Raw genomic sequence first — 18,499 nt, forward strand, 5'->3', positions numbered from 1 at the left:
AGGTGCCATCCATCCGGCGAAGCCGCATGGCCATGCGGGCACCGCAGAGTCGCGTGACACCTGCCTCACTCGAAGGGGGCGGACGCTCCTTGGGAAGAAGGCAGGATCAGCTTCACCAAAAGGCCTCCGCCTTCGCGCGGCGATGCCGTGACGCTTCCGTTGTGCATCTGCATTGCGCGACGAGCAATGGCCAGGCCGAGGCCCACGCCGTGCACCTGCTCGCCTTCTTCGGCACGGAAGAAGGGCTCAAAAATCTTTTCCAGCAACGAGGGCGACACGCCCGGGCCTCGATCAGCCACCGCGATGACGAGAGCACCTGTCTGCGAATCGACCTGCACATTGACTTCCACGATGCCGCACGGCGGGCTGTACTTGACGGCGTTGCGGATGACGTTCTCGAAAGCGCGATAGATCAACTCGCCATGCACTTCAACGACAAAACTTCCGTGAGCATCGGTGCTCACGCGGCGACCCGTGGCGCGGGCTTCGAAGTCGGCGTCTTCCGTGATGTCGTCCAGCAGCTCGATCAGATCCACCCGCTCAAGTGGCGCGACAGACGCACCAGCCTCCAGGCGATGCAGTGTGAGCAACTCCTCGATCAGGCCATCCAGTCGCTCGCTTTCGTTCTTGATGCGAAGAAGCATGGCCTCGGTCAGCTCGGGATCTTGTCGTGACAGACCGATGGCGGCTTGAATTCGAGTCAATGGGGAACGCAGTTCATGAGAGATGTCGTGCAGCAGAACACGTCGCGATTCCACGACCAGTTGCAACTGTTCGGCCATCCGGTCGACGTCCCGTGCCAGATCGGCGATCTCGTCGCGCCGGCGCCCCATCAGCGGCGATATGCGGGTGTCGAGATGACCCTGAGCAACACGGTGAAGCGCCCAACGCAAATGGCGCAGCGGGCGAGACAGGTACCAGGAAAGTGCGAGGCCGATCACCAGTATGGCAATGAGCCCGGAAAGCAGCGGGACGATCGGCGTGTAGCCAAGGGACGGCATGCCGTCCGGCTGCGGCGGAGGGAATGGGTGGTTGGTGAGCATCAGGTAGGCGGCGGTGCCGACCATCGACAAGATCATGCTCAGCGACAAGGCAAGCAAGAGCTTCCAGAACAGCCTTCCGACTGTTGGCTTGAGTGGCATCAGCCCTCCAGCAACTGGTAGCCCAAGCCGCGCACGCTCTGAATCCAGGATTGGCCGTCCGAGCGGGTCCCCAGCTTCTGCCTGATGGCACTGATGTGCACGTCGATACGACGGTCAAAACGTACGAGCGAACGGTCGAAGGCTTGCAGCGAAATGTCCTGCTTGCTGACGAGCTTGCCCACATGGCTTGCAAGCACCTCCAGCAGGCTGAATTCCGTACCCGTGAGTTCGAGTGGCTCTCCGTGCCACGTCGCCCGGCGGCTGCCGGGCCACAACACAAGTTCTCCCGCCTTGAGTACGCGCGGCGCGGACGATGGCTCGGCTGCAGCCCTTGTTTCCGTGCGTCGCAAAATTGCGCGTATGCGTGCAACCAGCTCGGCCGGCGTGCATGGCTTTGACACGTAGTCGTCGGCGCCCATGTTCAGCCCGACGATCTTGTCGACATTGTCTCCGCGGGCAGTCAGCATGAGGACAGGCACTGCGCTGCGCTCCCGGATGCGCCGAAGCACCTCGATGCCGGACAGGCGCGGCATCATGATGTCCAGCACCACGATGGAATAGAGGTTGGTGGCTGCCTCGCCAGCACCGGTGCCGCCATCGTGCACGGCGCGGACATCGAAGCCCTCGTACGCCAGGTACTGGGACAGCATGGTGGTGAGTTCGACGTCGTCGTCGATCAGCAGGACTCGGTGCATTGCTTGGTTCTGGGCGAGAGCCGACAGTTTGGCATCAGATGCTGCGTCGATGGCGAACCACGGCCATCTTTTACCCAGCTTAACTCTCCCGAACCGCATCCAACAGAGGCTCTTCCTACGATGGGTTCGAACGAAGAACCCTATGCATGCTTCTCAAATTCTCTCCCCCGGAAGGCGGGTGCGCGCGATGGCGCTGCTCGCTCTTGGCGTCATGCTGGCCGGCTGTGCGGCCGGTCCGGAATATCACCCGCCGACGCCATCGGTGGCCGCAACCTGGCAGGCGGTGGTGCCGCACGATGGCAGTGTCAGTGCGATGGTCGACTGGTGGCGCCAGTTCGACGACCCGGTCCTTGGCCGGCTGATCGTGCAGGCGGAAGCCGACAGTCCGAGTCTGGACAAAGCCTGGACGAAGATCGAGAAGGCGCGCGCAACGCTGACCACGACGCGAGCGGGCGGTCTGCCCAGCCTGAGCGGCAGCGGTTCGCTATCGCGCGCCAGGCAGCAGACGACCGAAGGCAGCGCGCCGGTGCTTGCCACCAGCCGCAGCGCCGACCTCGATGCCTCCTGGGAACTGGATCTGTTCGGCAAGGTGCGCCGAAATGCGCAGGCGGCACAGGCGCGCATCGATGCGCGCGTGGACGATTGGCACGACGCACGGGTCTCGCTGGCGGCCGAGGTGGCCGACACCTATGTGCAATACCGCGCCTGCGGCCTGCTGGCCCAGGCCTATGAGCGCGAGCTGGCCTCGATGACCGAGACCGAAAAGGCCACCGCCGTTGCGGTGCGTGCCGGGTTCACTGCGCCTTCCGATGGGGCGCTCGCGCGAGCCAGCCTGGCGAGCACCACGTCCACGCTGTTGTCGCAGCGTGCCGAATGCGAACTGCTGGTGAAGTCGCTCGTCAATCTCACCGGCTTCGATGAGGCCGCGCTGCGAGCCCTGATGGCGCACGCTGGCGCACAGGTGCCGCAGCCAGCCGCGCTGGCAGTTCCGAGCGTGCCCGCTCAGGCCCTGCGCCAACGCCCCGACCTGGCCGCGAGCGAGCGGGAACTCGCGGCTTCGAGCGCCGAGATCGGCGCCGCGGTGGCGGATCTGTACCCGAGCCTTTCACTGACCGGATCGATCACGGTCTCGGCCTCCAATCTCTCTTCGTCGGTCACCACTTGGTCCCTGGGCCCGTCGCTGTCGATTCCGATCTTCGACGCCGGCAAGCGCCGCGCGGCAGTGGACAGCGCGCAAGCGAGCTACAGGTCGGCGCTGGCCGACTACCGGCAAAGTGTGCGCGACGCCGTGAAGGAGATCGAGCAGGCGCTGGTCCGCCTGGACAGTACAGCCCGACGCGCGGACCAGGCCGGGCAGGCGGCGCAGGAATATCGCCGCTACTTCGAAGCGACGGAAGTGAACTGGCGTGCCGGCGGCGCAAGCCTGCTCACGTTGGAAGAGGCGCGGCGCTCAGCGCTGTCCGCCCAGATCGATGAGATCGCGCTGCAGCGCAACCGCGTCCAGTACTGGATCGCTCTCTACAAGGCATTGGGCGGCGGCTGGCAGCCCGATTCGCCCGCATTGCCGCCGCAGGCGGTGGCGGCGCGGCAGACAAACAATCAATGAGGTTTACCGTGAATCGAAAGTTCTTTATCGGGACCGCGGCACTCGCCGTGGCGCTCGGGCTGGGGCTCGTCGCCTGGCTGGCCCGCCCGGCCGGGGACGCCCGCGTGCCCGATGCCGACGCCCGGGCCCCCAGCGTGCTGACAGTCGAGGTGGTCGTGCCCCAGACGCAGAATTGGCCGCAGACGTTGCAGGCGAGTGGACCGGTAACGGCCTGGCAGGAGGTCATCGTCAGCCCCGAGACCGGTGGCCTGCGCATCGCTGAACTGCTGGTGGATGTGGGCGCGAGCGTCAAGCGCGGCCAGCTTCTTGCGCGGCTGGCGGACGCGACCGTGAAAGCCGAGGTGCGCAAGCAGGAAGCCGCTGTCGCACAGGCCCGCGCCTCGCTCGACCAGGCGGTCTCCAACACGCGGCGCGCGAAGATCGCCGAAAGCAGCGGCGCGCTGTCGGCGCAGAAGATCGAGGAGTACCGGATCACCGAGGCCACCTCGCGCGCTTCGCTCGCTTCCGCGCAGGCCGAGCTCGACAGCAGCAAGCTCAAGCTCATCCAGACGCGCATCGTCGCTGCCGACGACGGCATCGTGTCCTCGAAGTCGGCGGTGCTGGGCAATGTGGTCAGTGCGGGCGCGGAGCTGTTCCGCCTGGTGCGGCAGGCCAAGGTCGAATGGCGCCCGGAGCTCGATGCCCGGCAGGTTGCTCTCGTTCGCGTGGGTCAGATCGCACGGGTCACATTGCCCGGCGGTGAGCAGGTGGAGGGCAAGGTCCGGCTGGTGGGCCCGACGCTGAGCACCACCACCGGCCGTGGCACGGTCTACGCGAGCCTGCCCGCCGCCAGCGCGTCGCGCTCGGGCATGTTCGCCAACGGCACGCTGGAACTCGACGTCAAATCCGCGCTCACGCTGCCGCAGTCGGCGATCGTGATGCGCGACGGCCGCTCGTATGTGTACGTAGTCGGCAGCGGTGACAAGGTCGGCAGCCATCCGGTCGCCACAGGACGTCGCCAGGGCGACCGCATCGAGGTGCTGTCCGGGCTCGCCGGCGATGCGCGCGTCGTTGCCGGCGGAGGCGCTTTCCTGTCGGAGGGCGTACAGGTCACGGTAGCCGGCGCAGCCAAAGCGCAGGCGGGGGGCTCGCAGTGAATTTTTCCTCCTGGTCGATCCGCAATCCGGTTCCCGCGGTTCTGCTGTTCATCCTCCTCACGGCCTTGGGTCTGATCGGCTTCAAGAGCCTGCAGATTCAGGATTTTCCCGACACGGATTTGCCGACCATCCAGGTCTCGGCCACGCTCGAAGGCACCGCGCCCTCGCAGCTGGAGACCGAGGTGGCGCGCAAGATCGAGGACAAGCTGGCCTCCCTGACGCGGCTGGACCACATCACCACCAAGATCACCGACGGCACGGTGAGCATCAGCGTCAGCTTCGAGATCGACAAGAACAGCGAAGAGGCGCTGAGCGAGGTCCGCAACGCAGTGGACAGCGCGCGCGCCGATCTGCCTTCCAGCATGGCTTCGCCCACGGTCTCGAAGCAGACCTCGGCGAGCTCGGCGTTGCTGACCTACACCGTCGAATCGACCAAGCTCGACGACCAGGATCTGTCCTGGCTCGTCGACAACACGGTGACCAAGGCGCTGCTGGCCGTCAAGGGCGTTGCCAAGGTCGAGCGCGTTGGCGGCATCGACCGGGAGGTTCACGTGGACCTCGATCCCACGCTGATGGCGGGCCTGGGCGTGACGCCGTCCGACGTTTCCACGCAGCTCAAGGCGGTGCAGAAAGAAAGCTCGGGCGGTGAGGGGGCCGTGGGCGGGCAGAAGCAGTCCACGCGCACCATCGTCACCGCTGGCACGGCCGAGGAGATTGCCGCGATCACCGTGCCGATCTCGAATGGACTCTACGTGCGGCTGGACCAGATCGCGCGGGTCAGCGACATCCATGCCGACCGCACGACCATGGCCTTTCGTGATGGCCGGCCGGTGATCGGCTTCCAGGTCACGCGTTCGCGCGGCTATTCAGACGTGGGCGTGGCCGAGGCCACGCGCAGCGCGATCGAGCGCTTCTCCAAGGCGCATCCCGAGGCGAGCATCACCGAGGCCTCGAACACGGTGACGCCGATCGAGGACAACTACACAGGCTCGATGCACCTGCTGTACGAAGGTGCATTCCTGGCGATCCTGGTGGTGTGGTGGTTCCTGCGCGACTGGCGTGCCACGCTCATCTCGGCCACCGCGCTGCCGCTGTCCATCATTCCGGCCTTCGGCTTCATGGCGCTGGCGGGCTATTCGCTCAACGTCATCACGCTGCTGTCGCTGTCGCTGGTGGTCGGCATCCTGGTGGATGACGCGATTGTCGAGATCGAGAACATCGAACGTCACCTGCTGATGGGAAAGACGCCATATCAAGCGGCGATGGAGGCGGCCGACGAGATCGGACTGGCTGTGATCGCCACCACCTTCGCACTTGTCGCGGTCTTCCTGCCCACGGCTTTCATGGGCGGCATTCCCGGCAAGTTCTTCCGGCAGTTCGGCGTGACCGCCTCGGTGGCGGTTCTGGCCTCGCTGCTGGTGGCGCGGCTTTTGACGCCAATGATGGCGGCCTATCTGCTCAAGCCGAAGACGCCGGGGAATCACGAGATATCGACCGACGGTGCGACCATGACCCGCTATCTCGGCTGGGTCCGGGCGAGCCTGTCGCGGCGCAAGGCCACGGTGCTGGCGGCCACGGCCTTCTTTGGCCTGGCACTGCTCATCATCCCCTTCATTCCGACCGCCTTCATCCCGGCGCAGGACAAGGCGCAGAGCACCCTGACGATCAAGCTGGCGCCGGGCAGCACCTTGCAGGACACCGCGGCGACCAGCCAACGTGCGTCTCAGATGCTGCGCACACTGCCCGAGGTGAAAGGCGTATTTGTCTCGGTCGGCACGGCCACGAGCGGTGGCGGCATGAGCGTCAGCTCTTCGACCGACGTGACCAGTGCCACGCTCACCGTCGACCTGGTGCCGCGTAGCGAGCGAAAACTCAAGCAATCGGGTGTCGAGGCCAAGATGCGCGAGATGCTGCGAGCGCTTCCCGGCGCCCGTATCACAGTCGGGGCCGGCGCCAACGGAGAGTCGCTGGACATCACGCTGGCGAGTGACGATCCGCAGATCCTTGCCAGCGCGGCGGCGCAGGCAGAGTCGCAGCTGCGCACGCTCAAGGGCATTGGCAACGTGACCTCCAGCGCTTCGTTGCAGCGCCCGGAGATCCAGGTGCGCCCCGACACCGCTCGTGCCGCTGCGTTGGGTGTCACGTCGGAAGCGCTGGCCGACGCAGTGCGCCTGGCCACCTACGGCGACTATTCCAACTCGCTGCCCAAACTCAACCTGCCGGAGCGCCAGATCGCGATCCGCGTGCTCATGGATCCGTCGGTGCGCGGCAACCTCGATGCCATCGCGCAGCTGCGAGTCAAGGGCAGCAGCGGCAACGTGGACCTGGGCTCGGTGGCCGAGATCGTGATGGGCAGCGGCCCGTCGCAGATCGACCGATTGGACCGCTCGCGCAACGTGACGCTCAGTGTCGAGTTGAACGGACGCACGATCGGCGAGGTGCAGCGCGAAGCCGTGGCGTTGCCCGCACTGAAGTCTTTGCCGGCTGGCGTGCACCAGGTGGAACAAGGCGAATTGCAGCGCATGTCCGAACTGTTCCAGAGCTTCGGCGTTGCGATGGCGATCGGGATCTTCTGCATCTATGCGGTGCTGGTGCTGCTGTTCCATGACTTCCTGCAACCCGGCACCATCCTCAGTGCCTTGCCGCTGGCGATGGGCGGCGCCATGTTCGCGCTATGGCTCACGCACCAGGCATTTTCGATGTCGGTGGTGATCGGCGTTCTGATGCTGATGGGCATCGTCACGAAGAATTCGATCCTGCTCGTCGAGTACGCCATCGTGGCGCGCCGCGACCGAGGCATGGGCCGGTTCGATGCGCTGATCGATGCCTGCCACAAGCGCGCTCGCCCGATCGTGATGACGACCATCGCAATGGGCGCCGGCATGCTGCCCAACGCACTGGGGCTGGGTGCGGAGCCCAGTTTTCGCCAGCCGATGGCGATCGTCGTGATTGGAGGTCTGCTGACCTCCACCGCGCTGAGCTTGCTGGTCGTGCCGGTGATCTTCACTTACGTCGACGACCTCTTGCAGTGGGGGCGTGGCCTCGTGTCACGCAGGAGCGCTACACGCGCTGCGCCCGAGCAGGCCCTGCAGACGGTCGAATGAAGACCGCGCAGGTCCGCTGATCAACTTTTTCCCGATCGCTGCAGTAACAAAAGGTCCAACGTGAACGAACAACAATCTGCCATCGCGCGATGGCTGCGTACCGCATGTCTGCTGCTCTGCGTGTGGGGAGGCGCAGCAGCAGCCCAGGCGCAAAACGTGATCGAATCGGTCACGTCTTCGGTGCAATCCGGTGCAGAAGTCATCCGCATCGATTTTTCCCAGCCGCTTGCCGCGGCGCCGACGGGTTTCACCATCCAGTCGCCTGCACGCATCGCCCTTGACTTTCCCGGCGTCACGAACGGAGTTGGCCGCGCGCCCATCGAAATCAACCAGGGCAATCTGCGCTCCGTCAACGTGGCGCAGGCCGGCGAGCGCACGCGTCTGGTGCTGAATCTCAAACAGGCAACGACCTACACGACCCAGGTTCAGGGCCAATCGCTGCTCGTGTCACTCGGTCCTGTCGCCGGTGCGGCGCTCAACGCGCCCATGTCTTCCACCTTTGCGGAGAACCGCAGCAGGGACACCTTGCCGTTGCGTGACGTTGACTTCCGCCTGGGCTCGGACGGCGCCGGCCGCGTGATCGTCGATCTGGCCAACAGCCAGGTGGGCGTAGACATTCGGCAGCAAGGCAAGAACCTGGTCGTCGAATTCACCAAGTCCACGCTGCCCGAAGGTTTGCGCCGCCGCATGGACGTGGCGGATTTCGGCACCCCCGTCCAGTGGGTGACGGTGCAGCAATCGGATGATCGCGTGCGCATGACCATCGAGCCCAAGGGCGACTGGGAGCACAGCGCCTACCAGAGCGAGAACCGGTTCGTCGTGGAAGTGCGCCCGCGCAAGATCGATCCGACCAAGCTCACGCAGGGCGTGAGCTACAGCGGCGAGAAGCTTTCGCTGAACTTCCAGAACATCGATATCCGCTCGCTGCTGCAGGTGATCGCCGACTTCACGAACTTCAACATCGTGACCTCGGACTCGGTGAGCGGCGCACTGACGCTGCGGCTGAAGGACGTGCCCTGGGACCAGGCCCTGGACATCATCTTGCAGGCGAAGAACCTGGGCGTGCGCAAGAACGGCGGCGTGCTGTGGATCGCGCCCAAGGATGAAATCAATGCCAAGGAAAAGCTCGAATTCGAAGCGCAGGCCACCATACAGGGCCTGGAGCCGATTCGTACCCAGTCGTTTCAGCTGAACTACACCAAGGCCGCGACCCTTGTGCAAGGCCTGACGGGTAGCGGTAGCGGTAGCGGTGGGGGAGGCGGATCGGGTACGCCCACACGCATCCTGAGTCCGCGCGGCAGTGTGATCGCCGAGGCGCGCACCAACCAGCTCTTTGTCTCGGACATCCCCTCGCGGCTTCAGCAGGTCGCCGAGCTGATCCAGAAGCTCGATGTGCCGGTGCGACAGGTACTGATCGAGGCGCGCATCGTCGAGGCATCGGACACCTTCAGCAAATCGCTGGGCGTCAAGCTGGGTGGATCGTCCAAGGGCAGCAACAGTTCGATCGGCACCCAGGCGACGACGAGCAGCGACGGCACCGTGTCGTACTCGTCGACCTCCAGCAGCAACTTCGTCAACCTGCCGGCCAGCAGTTCCAGTGGCACTTCCACGGGAACCTTCGCGGTTTCGCTCTACAACTCCAGCATGTCGAAGATCCTGAATCTGGAAATATCCGCGCTGGAAGAAGACGGCAAGGGCAAGGTCGTGGCGAGCCCTCGGGTCGTCACGGCCGACCAAACCAAGGCCCTGATCGAACAGGGGACTGAACTTCCTTACCAGTCTGCCACGTCGAGCGGTGCGACCTCGGTCTCCTTCAGGAAGGCGAATCTCAGGCTCGAGGTCACACCGCAGATCACGCCAGAAGGAAACATCATCCTGACGCTGGATGTGAACAAGGATTCCGTCGGCCAGTCGACCACTGCGGGCTACGCCATCAACACGAAGCACGTTCAGACCGAAGTGCTCGTAGAAAACGGAGGGACTGTCGTGATCGGCGGGATCTTCGAACTGTCGGAAACGAACGACGAGTCACGGATACCGGTACTCGGCGAATTGCCCTATGTCGGAGTGCTGTTCCGATCGCGCACCCGCGAGGTCAAGAAGAGCGAACTGCTGATCTTCATCACCCCGAAGATGATTACCGATCGGAATGCGGCCCGCTAGCCGCGATGCGATGTAGGTGCGAGAAATTCATGTCGGCAGTCACCTGGCCCTGTGCATCGATGCGTCCTGTACTTTGGTTCGGACGGCATGGCGCAAGCAGGCAGCGGTTCGATGAACATCACGACCTCTCCAGCGTGAATGCCGATCCTTCGAACGAACGCCCGGCGCGGCCATGCCATCAACTTTGCCTCCGGTGCGTACTCCGAGGGGGCCAAAAAGTTCACTGCACGCCCGCGTCCTTGGAGCGCCAGGCCGGCCGAGCGCACCAAAGGGCTAGGATGTGGACTGATCTGCGAGACCATCATGCACGCCCGTGTCGACGAAGAAATCACTTTCCGCAAGCTTGAGACGCTGATTGCGTTCATGGAAACCGGCAATCTTGCGCGCGCGGCCGAGCGGCTCGAGGTCAGCACGGTGAGCGTTCACCGTGCCTTGCACTCTCTGGAAGTCGGCGTGCGCTGCGCGCTGTTTCGTCATGAGGGTCGCAATCTTCATCCCACCGAAGCCGCGCATGCGCTGGCCGAAGTGGCGCGTGAGGTGCTGCACACCATGTCCGCGGGCATCCGCTCCACGCGCGAGGTCGCCGGCTACTCGGCCGATCGCATCCGCATCGGGTCGCTCTACTCGCTGACCATCCGCACTGTGCCCGCGGTCCTCGTCCACATGAAGGTGCGCAAGCCCAGCCTTGAGACCGAGCTCGTACTCGGCTCCAACGCGGATCTGCTGCAGAAAATTCGCGACGGCGCCGTCGATGCGGCGCTGATGGCGGTCCCGGAAGAGGCTGGCGACATCGTTTCGGAGCCGCTGTTCGAAGACGACATCTACTTCGCGGCCCCTATGGGATCGCGCTTCGCCACGCTCGATTGCGTCGATCTGAGCGAATGTTCCGACGAGAAATTCGTCAGCCTCAAGGAGGGGTTCGCTACCTACAACGGGTTCGTGGAGGCCTTTCGGGTGGCGAACTTCACTCCCAACGTGGTGATGAAGACCGGCGACATCTTCTCGCTGATGAACCTGGTCAGCGGTGGCATTGGCTACACGCTGCTGCCAGGGCGCGTGCGCGACCTGTTCTCGCAGAAGGTCCAACTGATTCCGCTGGCGCCCAAGTACCTGATGCGCCAGACCTTGGGAGTCAGCTTCCTGCGTACACGCGAGCGCGACCCGAACCTACTTGCGCTGCTCGCGGTATGCAGGAGCGCCAGAGCCGAACTGGCCTGAGCGCGCCATCGCATTGGCACCCTCGATCGTTTCGCTGAGAGTAACTGTCGTCGACTGCCGTTAATTGATTGCGGCCGGGCAAGCCGATACCGTACGTCTCCAGGAACAGCGCCCCTCGCGCGCCGTCACTCCGGAGACATAACCCATGATCATCTACGGCACCGCGCTGCTGGCCTTGTGCCATCTGCTGGGCATTTTTCTAGGCGACCTGCTGGGTCAGGCGCTGGGCGTAAAGACCAACGTCGGCGGCGTGGGCATCGCGATGCTGCTGCTCATCACGGCGCGCATCTACATGCACAGGAAGGGCGTCCTGCCCAAGCTGACCGAACTGGGCGTGGAGTACTGGGGCGCCATGTACATCCCGGTGGTGGTCGCCATGGCGGCGCAGCAGGACATGGTTTCCGCGTTGCGCGGTGGACCCGTCGCACTACTTTCGGCACTGGCGGCCGTTGCCGTCTGCGCGGTGGTGATCTCGCTGATCAATCGCATGGAGCATCCGGTCGCCAGCTCGCAGGCCGAGCCAGTGCGCAACGACAACCCTCTTCTCAACGAGGCGGAATGAGCGCCATGCTTGAAATCCTCGAAAAAGCGGCCTTGCAGAACGGCCTGGTCAGCGCCTTCATGGTCGTGGGGCTGATCGTGCTGCTTTCCGGCCAGATCTCGCGCCGCCTGACTTTCGGGCGCGTGCACGGATCGGCCATCGCCATCGTGATCGGACTGATCCTCGCCTATTGGGGCGGCACCCGGACCGGGGGCCACAAAGGCCTGGCCGATATGTCGCTGTTTGGAGGCATCGGCCTGATGGGCGGGGCCATGCTGCGCGATTTCGCGATTGTTGCCACGGCCTTTGAAGTGCAGGTGACCGAAGCTCGCCAGGCGGGGCTCATCGGAGTGATCTCGCTGTTGCTCGGGACGCTGCTGCCTTTTGTAGTGGGCGCGGCGATCGCCTGGAGCTTCGGCTACTCCGACGCGGTCAGCATGACAACGATCGGCGCCGGGGCCGTCACCTACATCGTGGGCCCCGTCACGGGGGCGGCCATCGGTGCCAGCCCCGACGTGATGGCGCTGAGCATCGCGACCGGCCTGGTCAAGGCCATCCTCGTGATGGTCGGCACCCCGATGGCCGCACGCTTCCTGCGCCTGAAGACGCCGCGCTCGGCGATGGTCTTCGGCGGCCTTGCCGGCACTGTGAGCGGCGTGTCGGCCGGCCTCGCGGCCACCGATCGCAAGCTGGTGCCCTACGGTGCGCTGGTCGCTACTTTCCATACCGGACTGGGCTGCCTTCTGGGCCCATCCGTGCTGTTTTTTGCCGTCAAGGCGGTGATGGGTTGAGGAATGGACGAATGGATCGCATGAACTGGAACACCAGGACCGAAAACCGCGCGGGCCGGTTGGCCCGCGCCGCGCAGGCGCTTGGCACGCAGCGCCAGGACAAGCTGGTGGCCACCGAAGCGATTGGCACGCTGCTGGAGGCCGTGCTGGAGCCGGGCGACCGGGTCTGCCTGGAAGGCAACAACCAGAAGCAGGCCGACTTTCTGGCCCGAGCGCTGGTGCAGGTCGACACGGCGCGGGTGCACGGCCTGCACATGGTGCAGTCGGTGCTCGCGCTGCCCGAACACCTGGACTTGTTCGAAAACGGCGTGGCGAGCCGGCTGGACTTCAGCTTCTCGGGGCCGCAGGGCGCGCGCCTGGCCAAGCTGGTGTCGGCCGGGCGCATCGAGATCGGCGCGATCCACACCTACCTGGAGCTTTTCGCGCGCTACTTCGTCGACCTCACGCCACGCGTGGCGTTGGTGGCGGCCCATGCCGCGGACGCGGAGGGGAACCTCTACACCGGCCCCAACACCGAGGACACTCCCGCCATTGTCGAAGCCACCGCTTTTTCCGGCGGCATTGTGATCGCGCAGGTCAACGAGCTGGTGGATGGCCGCACCACCACGCTGCCGCGCATCGACATACCGGCGGACTGGGTGAGCTTCGTGGTGAAAGCGCCGCGCCCCAATTTCATCGAGCCTTTGTTCACGCGCGACCCGGCGCAGATCAGCGAGATTCAGGTGCTGATGGCCATGATGGCGATCAAGGGCATCTACGCCGAATACGGAGTGCAGCGCCTGAACCACGGCATCGGCTTCGACACGGCAGCGATCGAACTGCTGCTGCCGACCTATGCCGAGTCGCTCGGCCTCAAGGGCAAGATCTGCAAGCACTGGGCGCTCAACCCGCATCCCGCGCTGATTCCGGCGATCGAGGCAGGCTGGGTCGAATCGGTGCATTCCTTCGGCTCCGAGCTGGGCATGGAGGACTACATCCGCGCGCGCTCCGACGTGTTCTTCACCGGCCCGGACGGGTCGCTGCGCAGCAACCGCGCGTTCTGCCAGGCCGCAGGGCACTACGCCTGCGACCTCTTCATCGGGTCGACGCTGCAGATCGACCTCGACGGCAACAGCTCGACCGCCACGCTGGGACGCATTGCGGGCTTCGGCGGTGCGCCCAACATGGGCGCCGACGCGCGCGGTCGCCGCCACACGAGCCCGGCCTGGCTCAAGGCGGGCCAGGAAGCGCGCGCGGGCCGCGGCGGCGCGGCCGGCACGCCGCGTGGCCAGAAGCTGGTGGTGCAGATGGTCGAAACCTTCCGCGAGCACATGCAGCCCGCCTTCGTCGACCGGCTGGACGCATGGCAGTTGGCGGAACAGTCGGGCATGGAACTGCCGCCGATCATGATCTACGGCGACGACGTGAGCCACATCCTTACCGAGGAAGGCATCGCCAACCTGCTGTTGTGCCGCAACGATGCAGAGCGCGAGCAGGCGATCCGAGGCGTAGCGGGCTACACGGCGGTCGGGCTGGGGCGCGACAAGCGCGCAGTGGAGAACCTGCGCGACCGCGGCGTGATTCGCCGGCCGGAGGATCTGGGCATCGACCCGCGCGACGCCACGCGCAACCTTCTGGCCGCACGCAGCATGCGCGACATCGTTCGCGCCTCGGGCGGGCTGTACCAGCCGCCCCAACGATTCAGGAACTGGTAGGAAACAACCATCATGAGCATTCCAGCAGGACTCGAAATCCTGGACTTTTCCTTCCCCGGGCAGCGCATCGCGGACACCTTTGCGCCAGTCCTGGTCGGCGTGGTCGGCTCGGGCAACCTCGAGGTGATGCTCGAGAGCGCTGCCGGCGATGACTGCACCGTGCGCATCGAGACCTCGGCGCGCGGCTTCGAACCCATCTGGCGGGCCGTGCTGGCGGACTTCCACGAGCGGCATCCGCTCGGAGGCATCCGCATCTCGATCAATGACATGGGCGCCACCCCCGCAGTGGTGGGCCTGCGGCTCGGCCAGGCCGTGGCCGAACTGCCGGAAGCATCGTCATGAGCCTCAGCTATGCCGAATGCACGGCGCGCGAGCGCCTGGCCCTTCTGCTGGATGCGGGCAGCTTCCACGAGTGGCTGCCGCCGTCCGAGCGGCTGACCAGCCCGCACCTTGCCCAACTGGGTGTGCCCTGTGCTTTCGACGATGGCGTTGCGATCGGCCGCGCCACATTGGCCGGCCGCACGGTTTTCGTTGCCGCGCAGGAGGGCGCCTTCATGGGCGGCGGCGTTGGCGAGGTGCATGGCGCCAAGCTCGTGGGCCTGCTGCAGCGCGCACTGCGCGATCGGCCAACGGCGGTGCTGCTGCTGGCCGAGTCCGGTGGAGTGCGGCTGCACGAAGCCAATGCCGGCCTGATTGCAGTGTCGGAGGTGATGCGTTCGGTGCTCGACGTGCGTGCGGCGGGCATCCCTGTGATCACGCTGATCGGCGGCGCGAACGGTTGCTTCGGCGGCATGGGCATCGTCGCGCGCTGCACCGACTACATCGTGATGAGCGACAGCGGCCGGCTGGCCATGTCCGGCCCCGAGGTGATCGAGGCTTCCTTTGGTGTGGAGGAGTTCGATTCGCGCGACCGCGCCCTGGTGTGGCGTACCACCGGCGGCAAACACCGTTGGCTGACAGGCGATTGCGACGAGCTCGTCGAAGACGATGTGCAGGCCTTCCGCGAGGCGGCCATCTGCGCGCTCTCGGCCGCGAAGCCGGTCACGCCGGCATTGCTGGAGGCCGAACACGCGCTGCTGAGTGCGCGCTTGCGCGATATGCCGCCACCCAGCGATGACCTGGACGACGCAATGGCGCTCTGGCAGCGCCTGGGCGTGGCCGATGCGCAGCGCATTCCCGACATTGACGTGGCCGCCATGCATGCCTTGCGCGTGGCCACGGAGGCACAAAGATGAAATGGAACACGTTGGTCACGCAACTTTTCGGCCCTTTCCACGGCATGCGTGAGGCCGGCGATTTTCTCCAGGGGGAGGTCTTGTTCGAGGGCGAGTTGCTCACGGTCATCGGGACAACGAATCATGCTTCGATCGGCGTTCGGCTCGCGTTGGCGCAAGCCCGCGTGGTGCTTGACACGATCTCGCAGCATCCGGGTCGACCGATCCTGCTGCTCATCGATACCCAGGGCCAGCGGCTGCGCCGACGCGACGAATTGCTCGGTATCAATCGCGCCATGGCACACCTCGGTATGTGCATCGACCTTGCGCGGCGGAATGGGCATCGAGTGATTGGACTGGTGTACGACCAGGCGTTGTCGGGCGGCTTCATCACCTCGGGACTGATCGCCGATGCCTGCGATGCGCTGCCTGAGGCGGAAATCCGTGTCATGCGCATCCCTGCGATGGCACGCGTGACCAAGTTGCCGGAGGCCATGCTCACTGAGCTTTCCGAATCGAATCCTGTGTTTGCGCCCGGTGTCGGCAACTACGTGGCCATGGGCGGAGTGCGCGCCCTCTGGGAGGGCAATCTGCAGGAGGCATTGCGTGCTGCGTTGTCCGAAGCGACAGGTGAGGACCGACGTGCCAGGGATGGCGCCTTGCGCGGCGGCCGCAAGCTCGCCGCCGACGTGGCGCAACGTGTGCTCGATGCTGCCTGAGGTGTTGGCATGAAGCTGCTGCGCCGCCATCGGCTCGCTCACCTGTCCGCCCAGGGCTGGACGCAAGTGCTGGCCCGCCCATGGGACTGCGAGGGCAAGGCGTGCATCGCGCACTGGGCAGAGCGAGGCCTTCCGCTCGTCGTGACACGACAGCACGAGCTTGCGACCGCTCACGAGGAAACTGTCTCGCTCGGCCTTCCCGCGCCAACTCACTGGGGCCGCCGCCGGCTCGGCTTGCAGGTGCCGCGTTCGGCCATCCTGTGCTTCGGTGAATTTCCGCGCGCACACGAGGTGCTGCATTTGCTGCCGCGCGATGCGCGCGCGGCCTGGCACAGGTTGGCGACAGCGTTCGAAATGGAGCGCGTCCAGGTGCGCGCCTACGGCAGCTATGGTTGGCAACAACTCACGGGCTTGCGGTACGTGCACCCGGGATCCGATCTGGACTTGTGGATTGCAGTCGACGATGCACGCCACGCAGACTTCGTGGCTGCCTGTCTGCAGGCCCAGGCACCCGGGCGGTTGCGGCTTGATGGCGAACTTGTCTTTCGCGACGGCAGCGCAGTCAATTGGCGCGAGTGGAGCGCCTGGCGGGCCGGCCATTCGCGCAGCGTGCTGGTGAAGCACGTGTGCGGTGCCCGCCTGGAGACAAACGCCTTCGTGCCCGAAGACAGTCAAGAGATGGGTCTTGCGGCATGAGCACTGCGCTACCTCTCGCCCTCATCTCGACAGCGTTCTCTTCGCCGCCTTCATCGTATGCAATCGGCTGCGCGGCAACGCTGGCGCTGTACGACGAGCTGGCGTTGGCACCGAAGCCAGGACTGGTGTCCTTCGTCGACAACGGCAGTCATGACGACATGGACGCACACACCTTCATGCGAAGCCTCATCGCGCTGCGGCACTACTTCGTGCAGATCGCTGAGTTGGGCCAGGCGCATGCACCTTTCAAGGCACTGGAAGCTTGTGGAATTGCCGCGGAGGCGCGGATGTTGGAGGCGACGGGTGGCGTGAACACACACCGTGGCGCCGTCTTTACCTTGGGCCTGCTCTGTGCCGCTGCCGGCGCGGCGCGGCGCGATGGCGAGCCGGCGCGTCCAGCCGCATTGCGGACTGCATTGCGTCGGCATTGGGGCGATGCGTTGCAGGCCCGCAGCCACCGCATTTCCACTTTGCCAGGCGGCATCGCGGCCCGCCACCATGGATTGCGAAGCGCATCGCAAGAGGCCGCGCTTGGATTTCCGGTGTTGTTCGACACAGCCGTTCCGACACTTTTTCGTTCAGTGCGGCGCGGTCTGAGCCCGGAGCAGGCGCGTGTCGATACATTGTTCGCCGTCATGGCTGTACTGGACGACAGCAACCTGGCGCACCGTGGCGGAATTCAGGGCCTGCGCAACGCACAGCAGGTAGCGCGCGATTTTCTTGCGAAGGGCGGTGCAGCGGGGCAGGGGGGCATGGAAGCCGCACACGCGGTTCACCGTGACTTCGTCGCGCTCCGTCTGTCGCCTGGTGGCGCTGCAGATACCCTGGCCGCAGCGTGCTGGATGCAGCGCATCTGCGGCGTGGCGGAATGAGCTACGCCATCGTCTTTTCGGGCCAGGGCATGCAGCACCCCGACATGCTGCCCTGGCTCGCGAATGATGAAACGGTGCACGCCATGCAGCAGTTACTCGGCATCGACGACTGGAGAGCATGCGTAAAAGATCCCGTCTGGGCAGGGTGCAATGCGAATGCCCAGGTTCTGCTGACAGGCCTGGCGTTGGCTGCGTGGGCCCAGCTTGCCCCATGTCTTCCAGCGCCAGCGGCGGCGGCTGGCTACAGTGTTGGCGAACTGGCGGCGTTCTCGGCCGCTGGCGTTTTCGATGCGAACACGGCCCTTGAACTGGCGCATCGCCGCGCAGCGCTGATGGACTGTGCTGGTGAGTCGAATTCCACAGGCCTGATGGGTGTCAGCGGGGTGACCGAATCGCTGCTTGGACGGCTGTGCGAGGAATTCGATCTGACCGTCGCCATAAGAAACGGCATCGACAGCGTTGTGCTCGGGGGCCTGCAAGTCGTGCTGCCGCTCGCAGTCGAAGCGGCGCAACGCCAGGGCGCGCACGCTTTGCTTCTCAACGTGCAGGTGGCATCCCATACGCGGTGGATGGCTGCGGCGGCGCAGGGCTTTGCTGCGCACATTGCGCCGCTGGCGTTTCGTGCTGCCGGAATTCCTCTCTTCAGCGATGCGGCGGGCCGCGTTGCCGAGCCGCCTCAACTCAAGCACGCGTTGGCCAGGCAGATCGATCACGCTGTGCCGTGGGACGAATGCATGGAAAGCATCGCCGGGCGACGAGTGGCATGCGTGATCGAGATCGGTCCAGGGCGGGCACTGGCGCGCATGTGGAACGGCCAATACGCCGATACGCCAGCACGCTCCGTAGACGAGTTTCGTAGCGTGGAAGCCATTGCGCGCTACGTTCAGAAATGCATGACAGCGGCTTAG

The 18,499-nt window shown here is 65.2% G+C and carries 16 protein-coding genes; 14 read left to right on the top strand and 2 right to left on the bottom strand.

Translation table 11 applies throughout. The features are described from left to right. Window positions 1–65: 65 nt before the first annotated feature. A complete protein-coding gene (locus BMW87_RS20135; protein WP_093078222.1) occupies window positions 66–1,142 on the bottom strand; it encodes a HAMP domain-containing sensor histidine kinase in 1,077 nt (358 codons plus the stop codon). Beyond that, entirely contained in the window at window positions 1,142–1,837 is a 696-nt protein-coding gene (locus BMW87_RS20140; RefSeq protein WP_093078223.1) for a response regulator transcription factor, read from the bottom strand. The genes BMW87_RS20135 and BMW87_RS20140 overlap by 1 nt, the downstream gene beginning before the upstream one ends. A gap of 187 nt (window positions 1,838–2,024) precedes the next feature. Here BMW87_RS20140 and BMW87_RS20145 point away from each other — a divergent pair, with 187 nt between their 5' ends. The 14 genes from BMW87_RS20145 (at window position 2,025) to BMW87_RS20210 (ending at window position 18,499) form a co-directional block, all read left to right on the top strand. Beyond that, window positions 2,025–3,443 (top strand): efflux transporter outer membrane subunit, encoded by a 1,419-nt coding sequence (locus BMW87_RS20145; RefSeq protein WP_256216843.1) that lies wholly within the window; start codon window positions 2,025–2,027, stop codon window positions 3,441–3,443. Between the two features lie 104 nt (window positions 3,444–3,547). After that, the gene (locus BMW87_RS20150; protein WP_256216844.1) at window positions 3,548–4,579 is read left to right on the top strand and encodes an efflux RND transporter periplasmic adaptor subunit; all 1,032 of its coding nucleotides are present in this window, start codon (window positions 3,548–3,550) and stop codon (window positions 4,577–4,579) included. Beyond that, window positions 4,576–7,683: an efflux RND transporter permease subunit gene (locus BMW87_RS20155; protein WP_093078228.1), complete on the top strand. Its 3,108-nt coding sequence runs from the start codon at window positions 4,576–4,578 to the stop codon at window positions 7,681–7,683. Before BMW87_RS20150 ends, BMW87_RS20155 begins: the two co-directional genes overlap by 4 nt. A 60-nt stretch (window positions 7,684–7,743) precedes the next feature. Beyond that, window positions 7,744–9,846, top strand: coding sequence for a type IV pilus secretin PilQ (gene pilQ, locus BMW87_RS20160; protein ID WP_093078229.1), 2,103 nt, complete (start codon window positions 7,744–7,746; stop codon window positions 9,844–9,846). A 303-nt stretch (window positions 9,847–10,149) separates the two neighbouring features. After that, entirely contained in the window at window positions 10,150–11,064 is a 915-nt protein-coding gene (locus BMW87_RS20165) for a LysR family transcriptional regulator (protein ID WP_093078231.1), read from the top strand. 145 nt (window positions 11,065–11,209) lie between these two features. Further along, the gene (madL, locus tag BMW87_RS20170) at window positions 11,210–11,626 is read left to right on the top strand and encodes a malonate transporter subunit MadL (protein ID WP_093078232.1); all 417 of its coding nucleotides are present in this window, start codon (window positions 11,210–11,212) and stop codon (window positions 11,624–11,626) included. Window positions 11,627–11,631: 5 nt separating this feature from the next. Beyond that, on the top strand, window positions 11,632–12,396 hold the full coding sequence (madM, locus tag BMW87_RS20175; RefSeq protein WP_093059033.1) for a malonate transporter subunit MadM: 765 nt from the start codon (window positions 11,632–11,634) through the stop codon (window positions 12,394–12,396). 11 nt (window positions 12,397–12,407) lie between these two features. Then, a complete protein-coding gene (mdcA, locus tag BMW87_RS20180; protein WP_093078234.1) occupies window positions 12,408–14,090 on the top strand; it encodes a malonate decarboxylase subunit alpha in 1,683 nt (560 codons plus the stop codon). A 12-nt stretch (window positions 14,091–14,102) separates the two neighbouring features. After that, entirely contained in the window at window positions 14,103–14,432 is a 330-nt protein-coding gene (gene mdcC / locus BMW87_RS20185) for a malonate decarboxylase acyl carrier protein (protein ID WP_371258829.1), read from the top strand. After that, window positions 14,429–15,325: a biotin-independent malonate decarboxylase subunit beta gene (locus BMW87_RS20190; protein ID WP_093078237.1), complete on the top strand. Its 897-nt coding sequence runs from the start codon at window positions 14,429–14,431 to the stop codon at window positions 15,323–15,325. The genes mdcC and BMW87_RS20190 overlap by 4 nt, the downstream gene beginning before the upstream one ends. Then, a complete protein-coding gene (locus BMW87_RS20195; RefSeq protein ID WP_093078238.1) occupies window positions 15,322–16,023 on the top strand; it encodes a biotin-independent malonate decarboxylase subunit gamma in 702 nt (233 codons plus the stop codon). Before BMW87_RS20190 ends, BMW87_RS20195 begins: the two co-directional genes overlap by 4 nt. 9 nt (window positions 16,024–16,032) lie before the next feature. Continuing rightward, window positions 16,033–16,719, top strand: a complete 687-nt coding sequence (gene mdcG / locus BMW87_RS20200) for a malonate decarboxylase holo-[acyl-carrier-protein] synthase (protein WP_093078240.1) — start codon at window positions 16,033–16,035, stop codon at window positions 16,717–16,719. After that, window positions 16,716–17,591: a triphosphoribosyl-dephospho-CoA synthase MdcB gene (gene mdcB / locus BMW87_RS20205; protein ID WP_093078241.1), complete on the top strand. Its 876-nt coding sequence runs from the start codon at window positions 16,716–16,718 to the stop codon at window positions 17,589–17,591. Before mdcG ends, mdcB begins: the two co-directional genes overlap by 4 nt. Next, complete coding sequence (locus BMW87_RS20210; protein WP_093078243.1) at window positions 17,588–18,499, top strand: acyltransferase domain-containing protein; 912 nt, start codon at window positions 17,588–17,590, stop codon at window positions 18,497–18,499. The genes mdcB and BMW87_RS20210 overlap by 4 nt, the downstream gene beginning before the upstream one ends.

It is taken from the genome of Variovorax sp. OV084 (assembly GCF_900111625.1).
GTDB lineage: Bacteria > Pseudomonadota > Gammaproteobacteria > Burkholderiales > Burkholderiaceae_C > Variovorax.

Excerpts from the sequence above, each read along its gene's own strand:
- BMW87_RS20135 (WP_093078222.1), bottom strand. The coding sequence starts at position 1,142 with ATGCCACTCAAGCCAACAGTCGGAAGGCTGTTCTGGAAGCTCTTGCTT.
- BMW87_RS20140 (WP_093078223.1), bottom strand. The coding sequence starts at position 1,837 with ATGCACCGAGTCCTGCTGATCGACGACGACGTCGAACTCACCACCATG.
- BMW87_RS20145 (WP_256216843.1), top strand. The coding sequence starts at position 2,025 with ATGGCGCTGCTCGCTCTTGGCGTCATGCTGGCCGGCTGTGCGGCCGGT.
- BMW87_RS20165 (WP_093078231.1), top strand. The coding sequence starts at position 10,150 with ATGCACGCCCGTGTCGACGAAGAAATCACTTTCCGCAAGCTTGAGACG.
- madL (WP_093078232.1), top strand. The coding sequence starts at position 11,210 with ATGATCATCTACGGCACCGCGCTGCTGGCCTTGTGCCATCTGCTGGGC.
- madM (WP_093059033.1), top strand. The coding sequence starts at position 11,632 with ATGCTTGAAATCCTCGAAAAAGCGGCCTTGCAGAACGGCCTGGTCAGC.
- mdcA (WP_093078234.1), top strand. The coding sequence starts at position 12,408 with ATGGATCGCATGAACTGGAACACCAGGACCGAAAACCGCGCGGGCCGG.
- mdcC (WP_371258829.1), top strand. The coding sequence starts at position 14,103 with ATGAGCATTCCAGCAGGACTCGAAATCCTGGACTTTTCCTTCCCCGGG.
- BMW87_RS20190 (WP_093078237.1), top strand. The coding sequence starts at position 14,429 with ATGAGCCTCAGCTATGCCGAATGCACGGCGCGCGAGCGCCTGGCCCTT.
- BMW87_RS20195 (WP_093078238.1), top strand. The coding sequence starts at position 15,322 with ATGAAATGGAACACGTTGGTCACGCAACTTTTCGGCCCTTTCCACGGC.
- mdcG (WP_093078240.1), top strand. The coding sequence starts at position 16,033 with ATGAAGCTGCTGCGCCGCCATCGGCTCGCTCACCTGTCCGCCCAGGGC.
- mdcB (WP_093078241.1), top strand. The coding sequence starts at position 16,716 with ATGAGCACTGCGCTACCTCTCGCCCTCATCTCGACAGCGTTCTCTTCG.
- BMW87_RS20210 (WP_093078243.1), top strand. The coding sequence starts at position 17,588 with ATGAGCTACGCCATCGTCTTTTCGGGCCAGGGCATGCAGCACCCCGAC.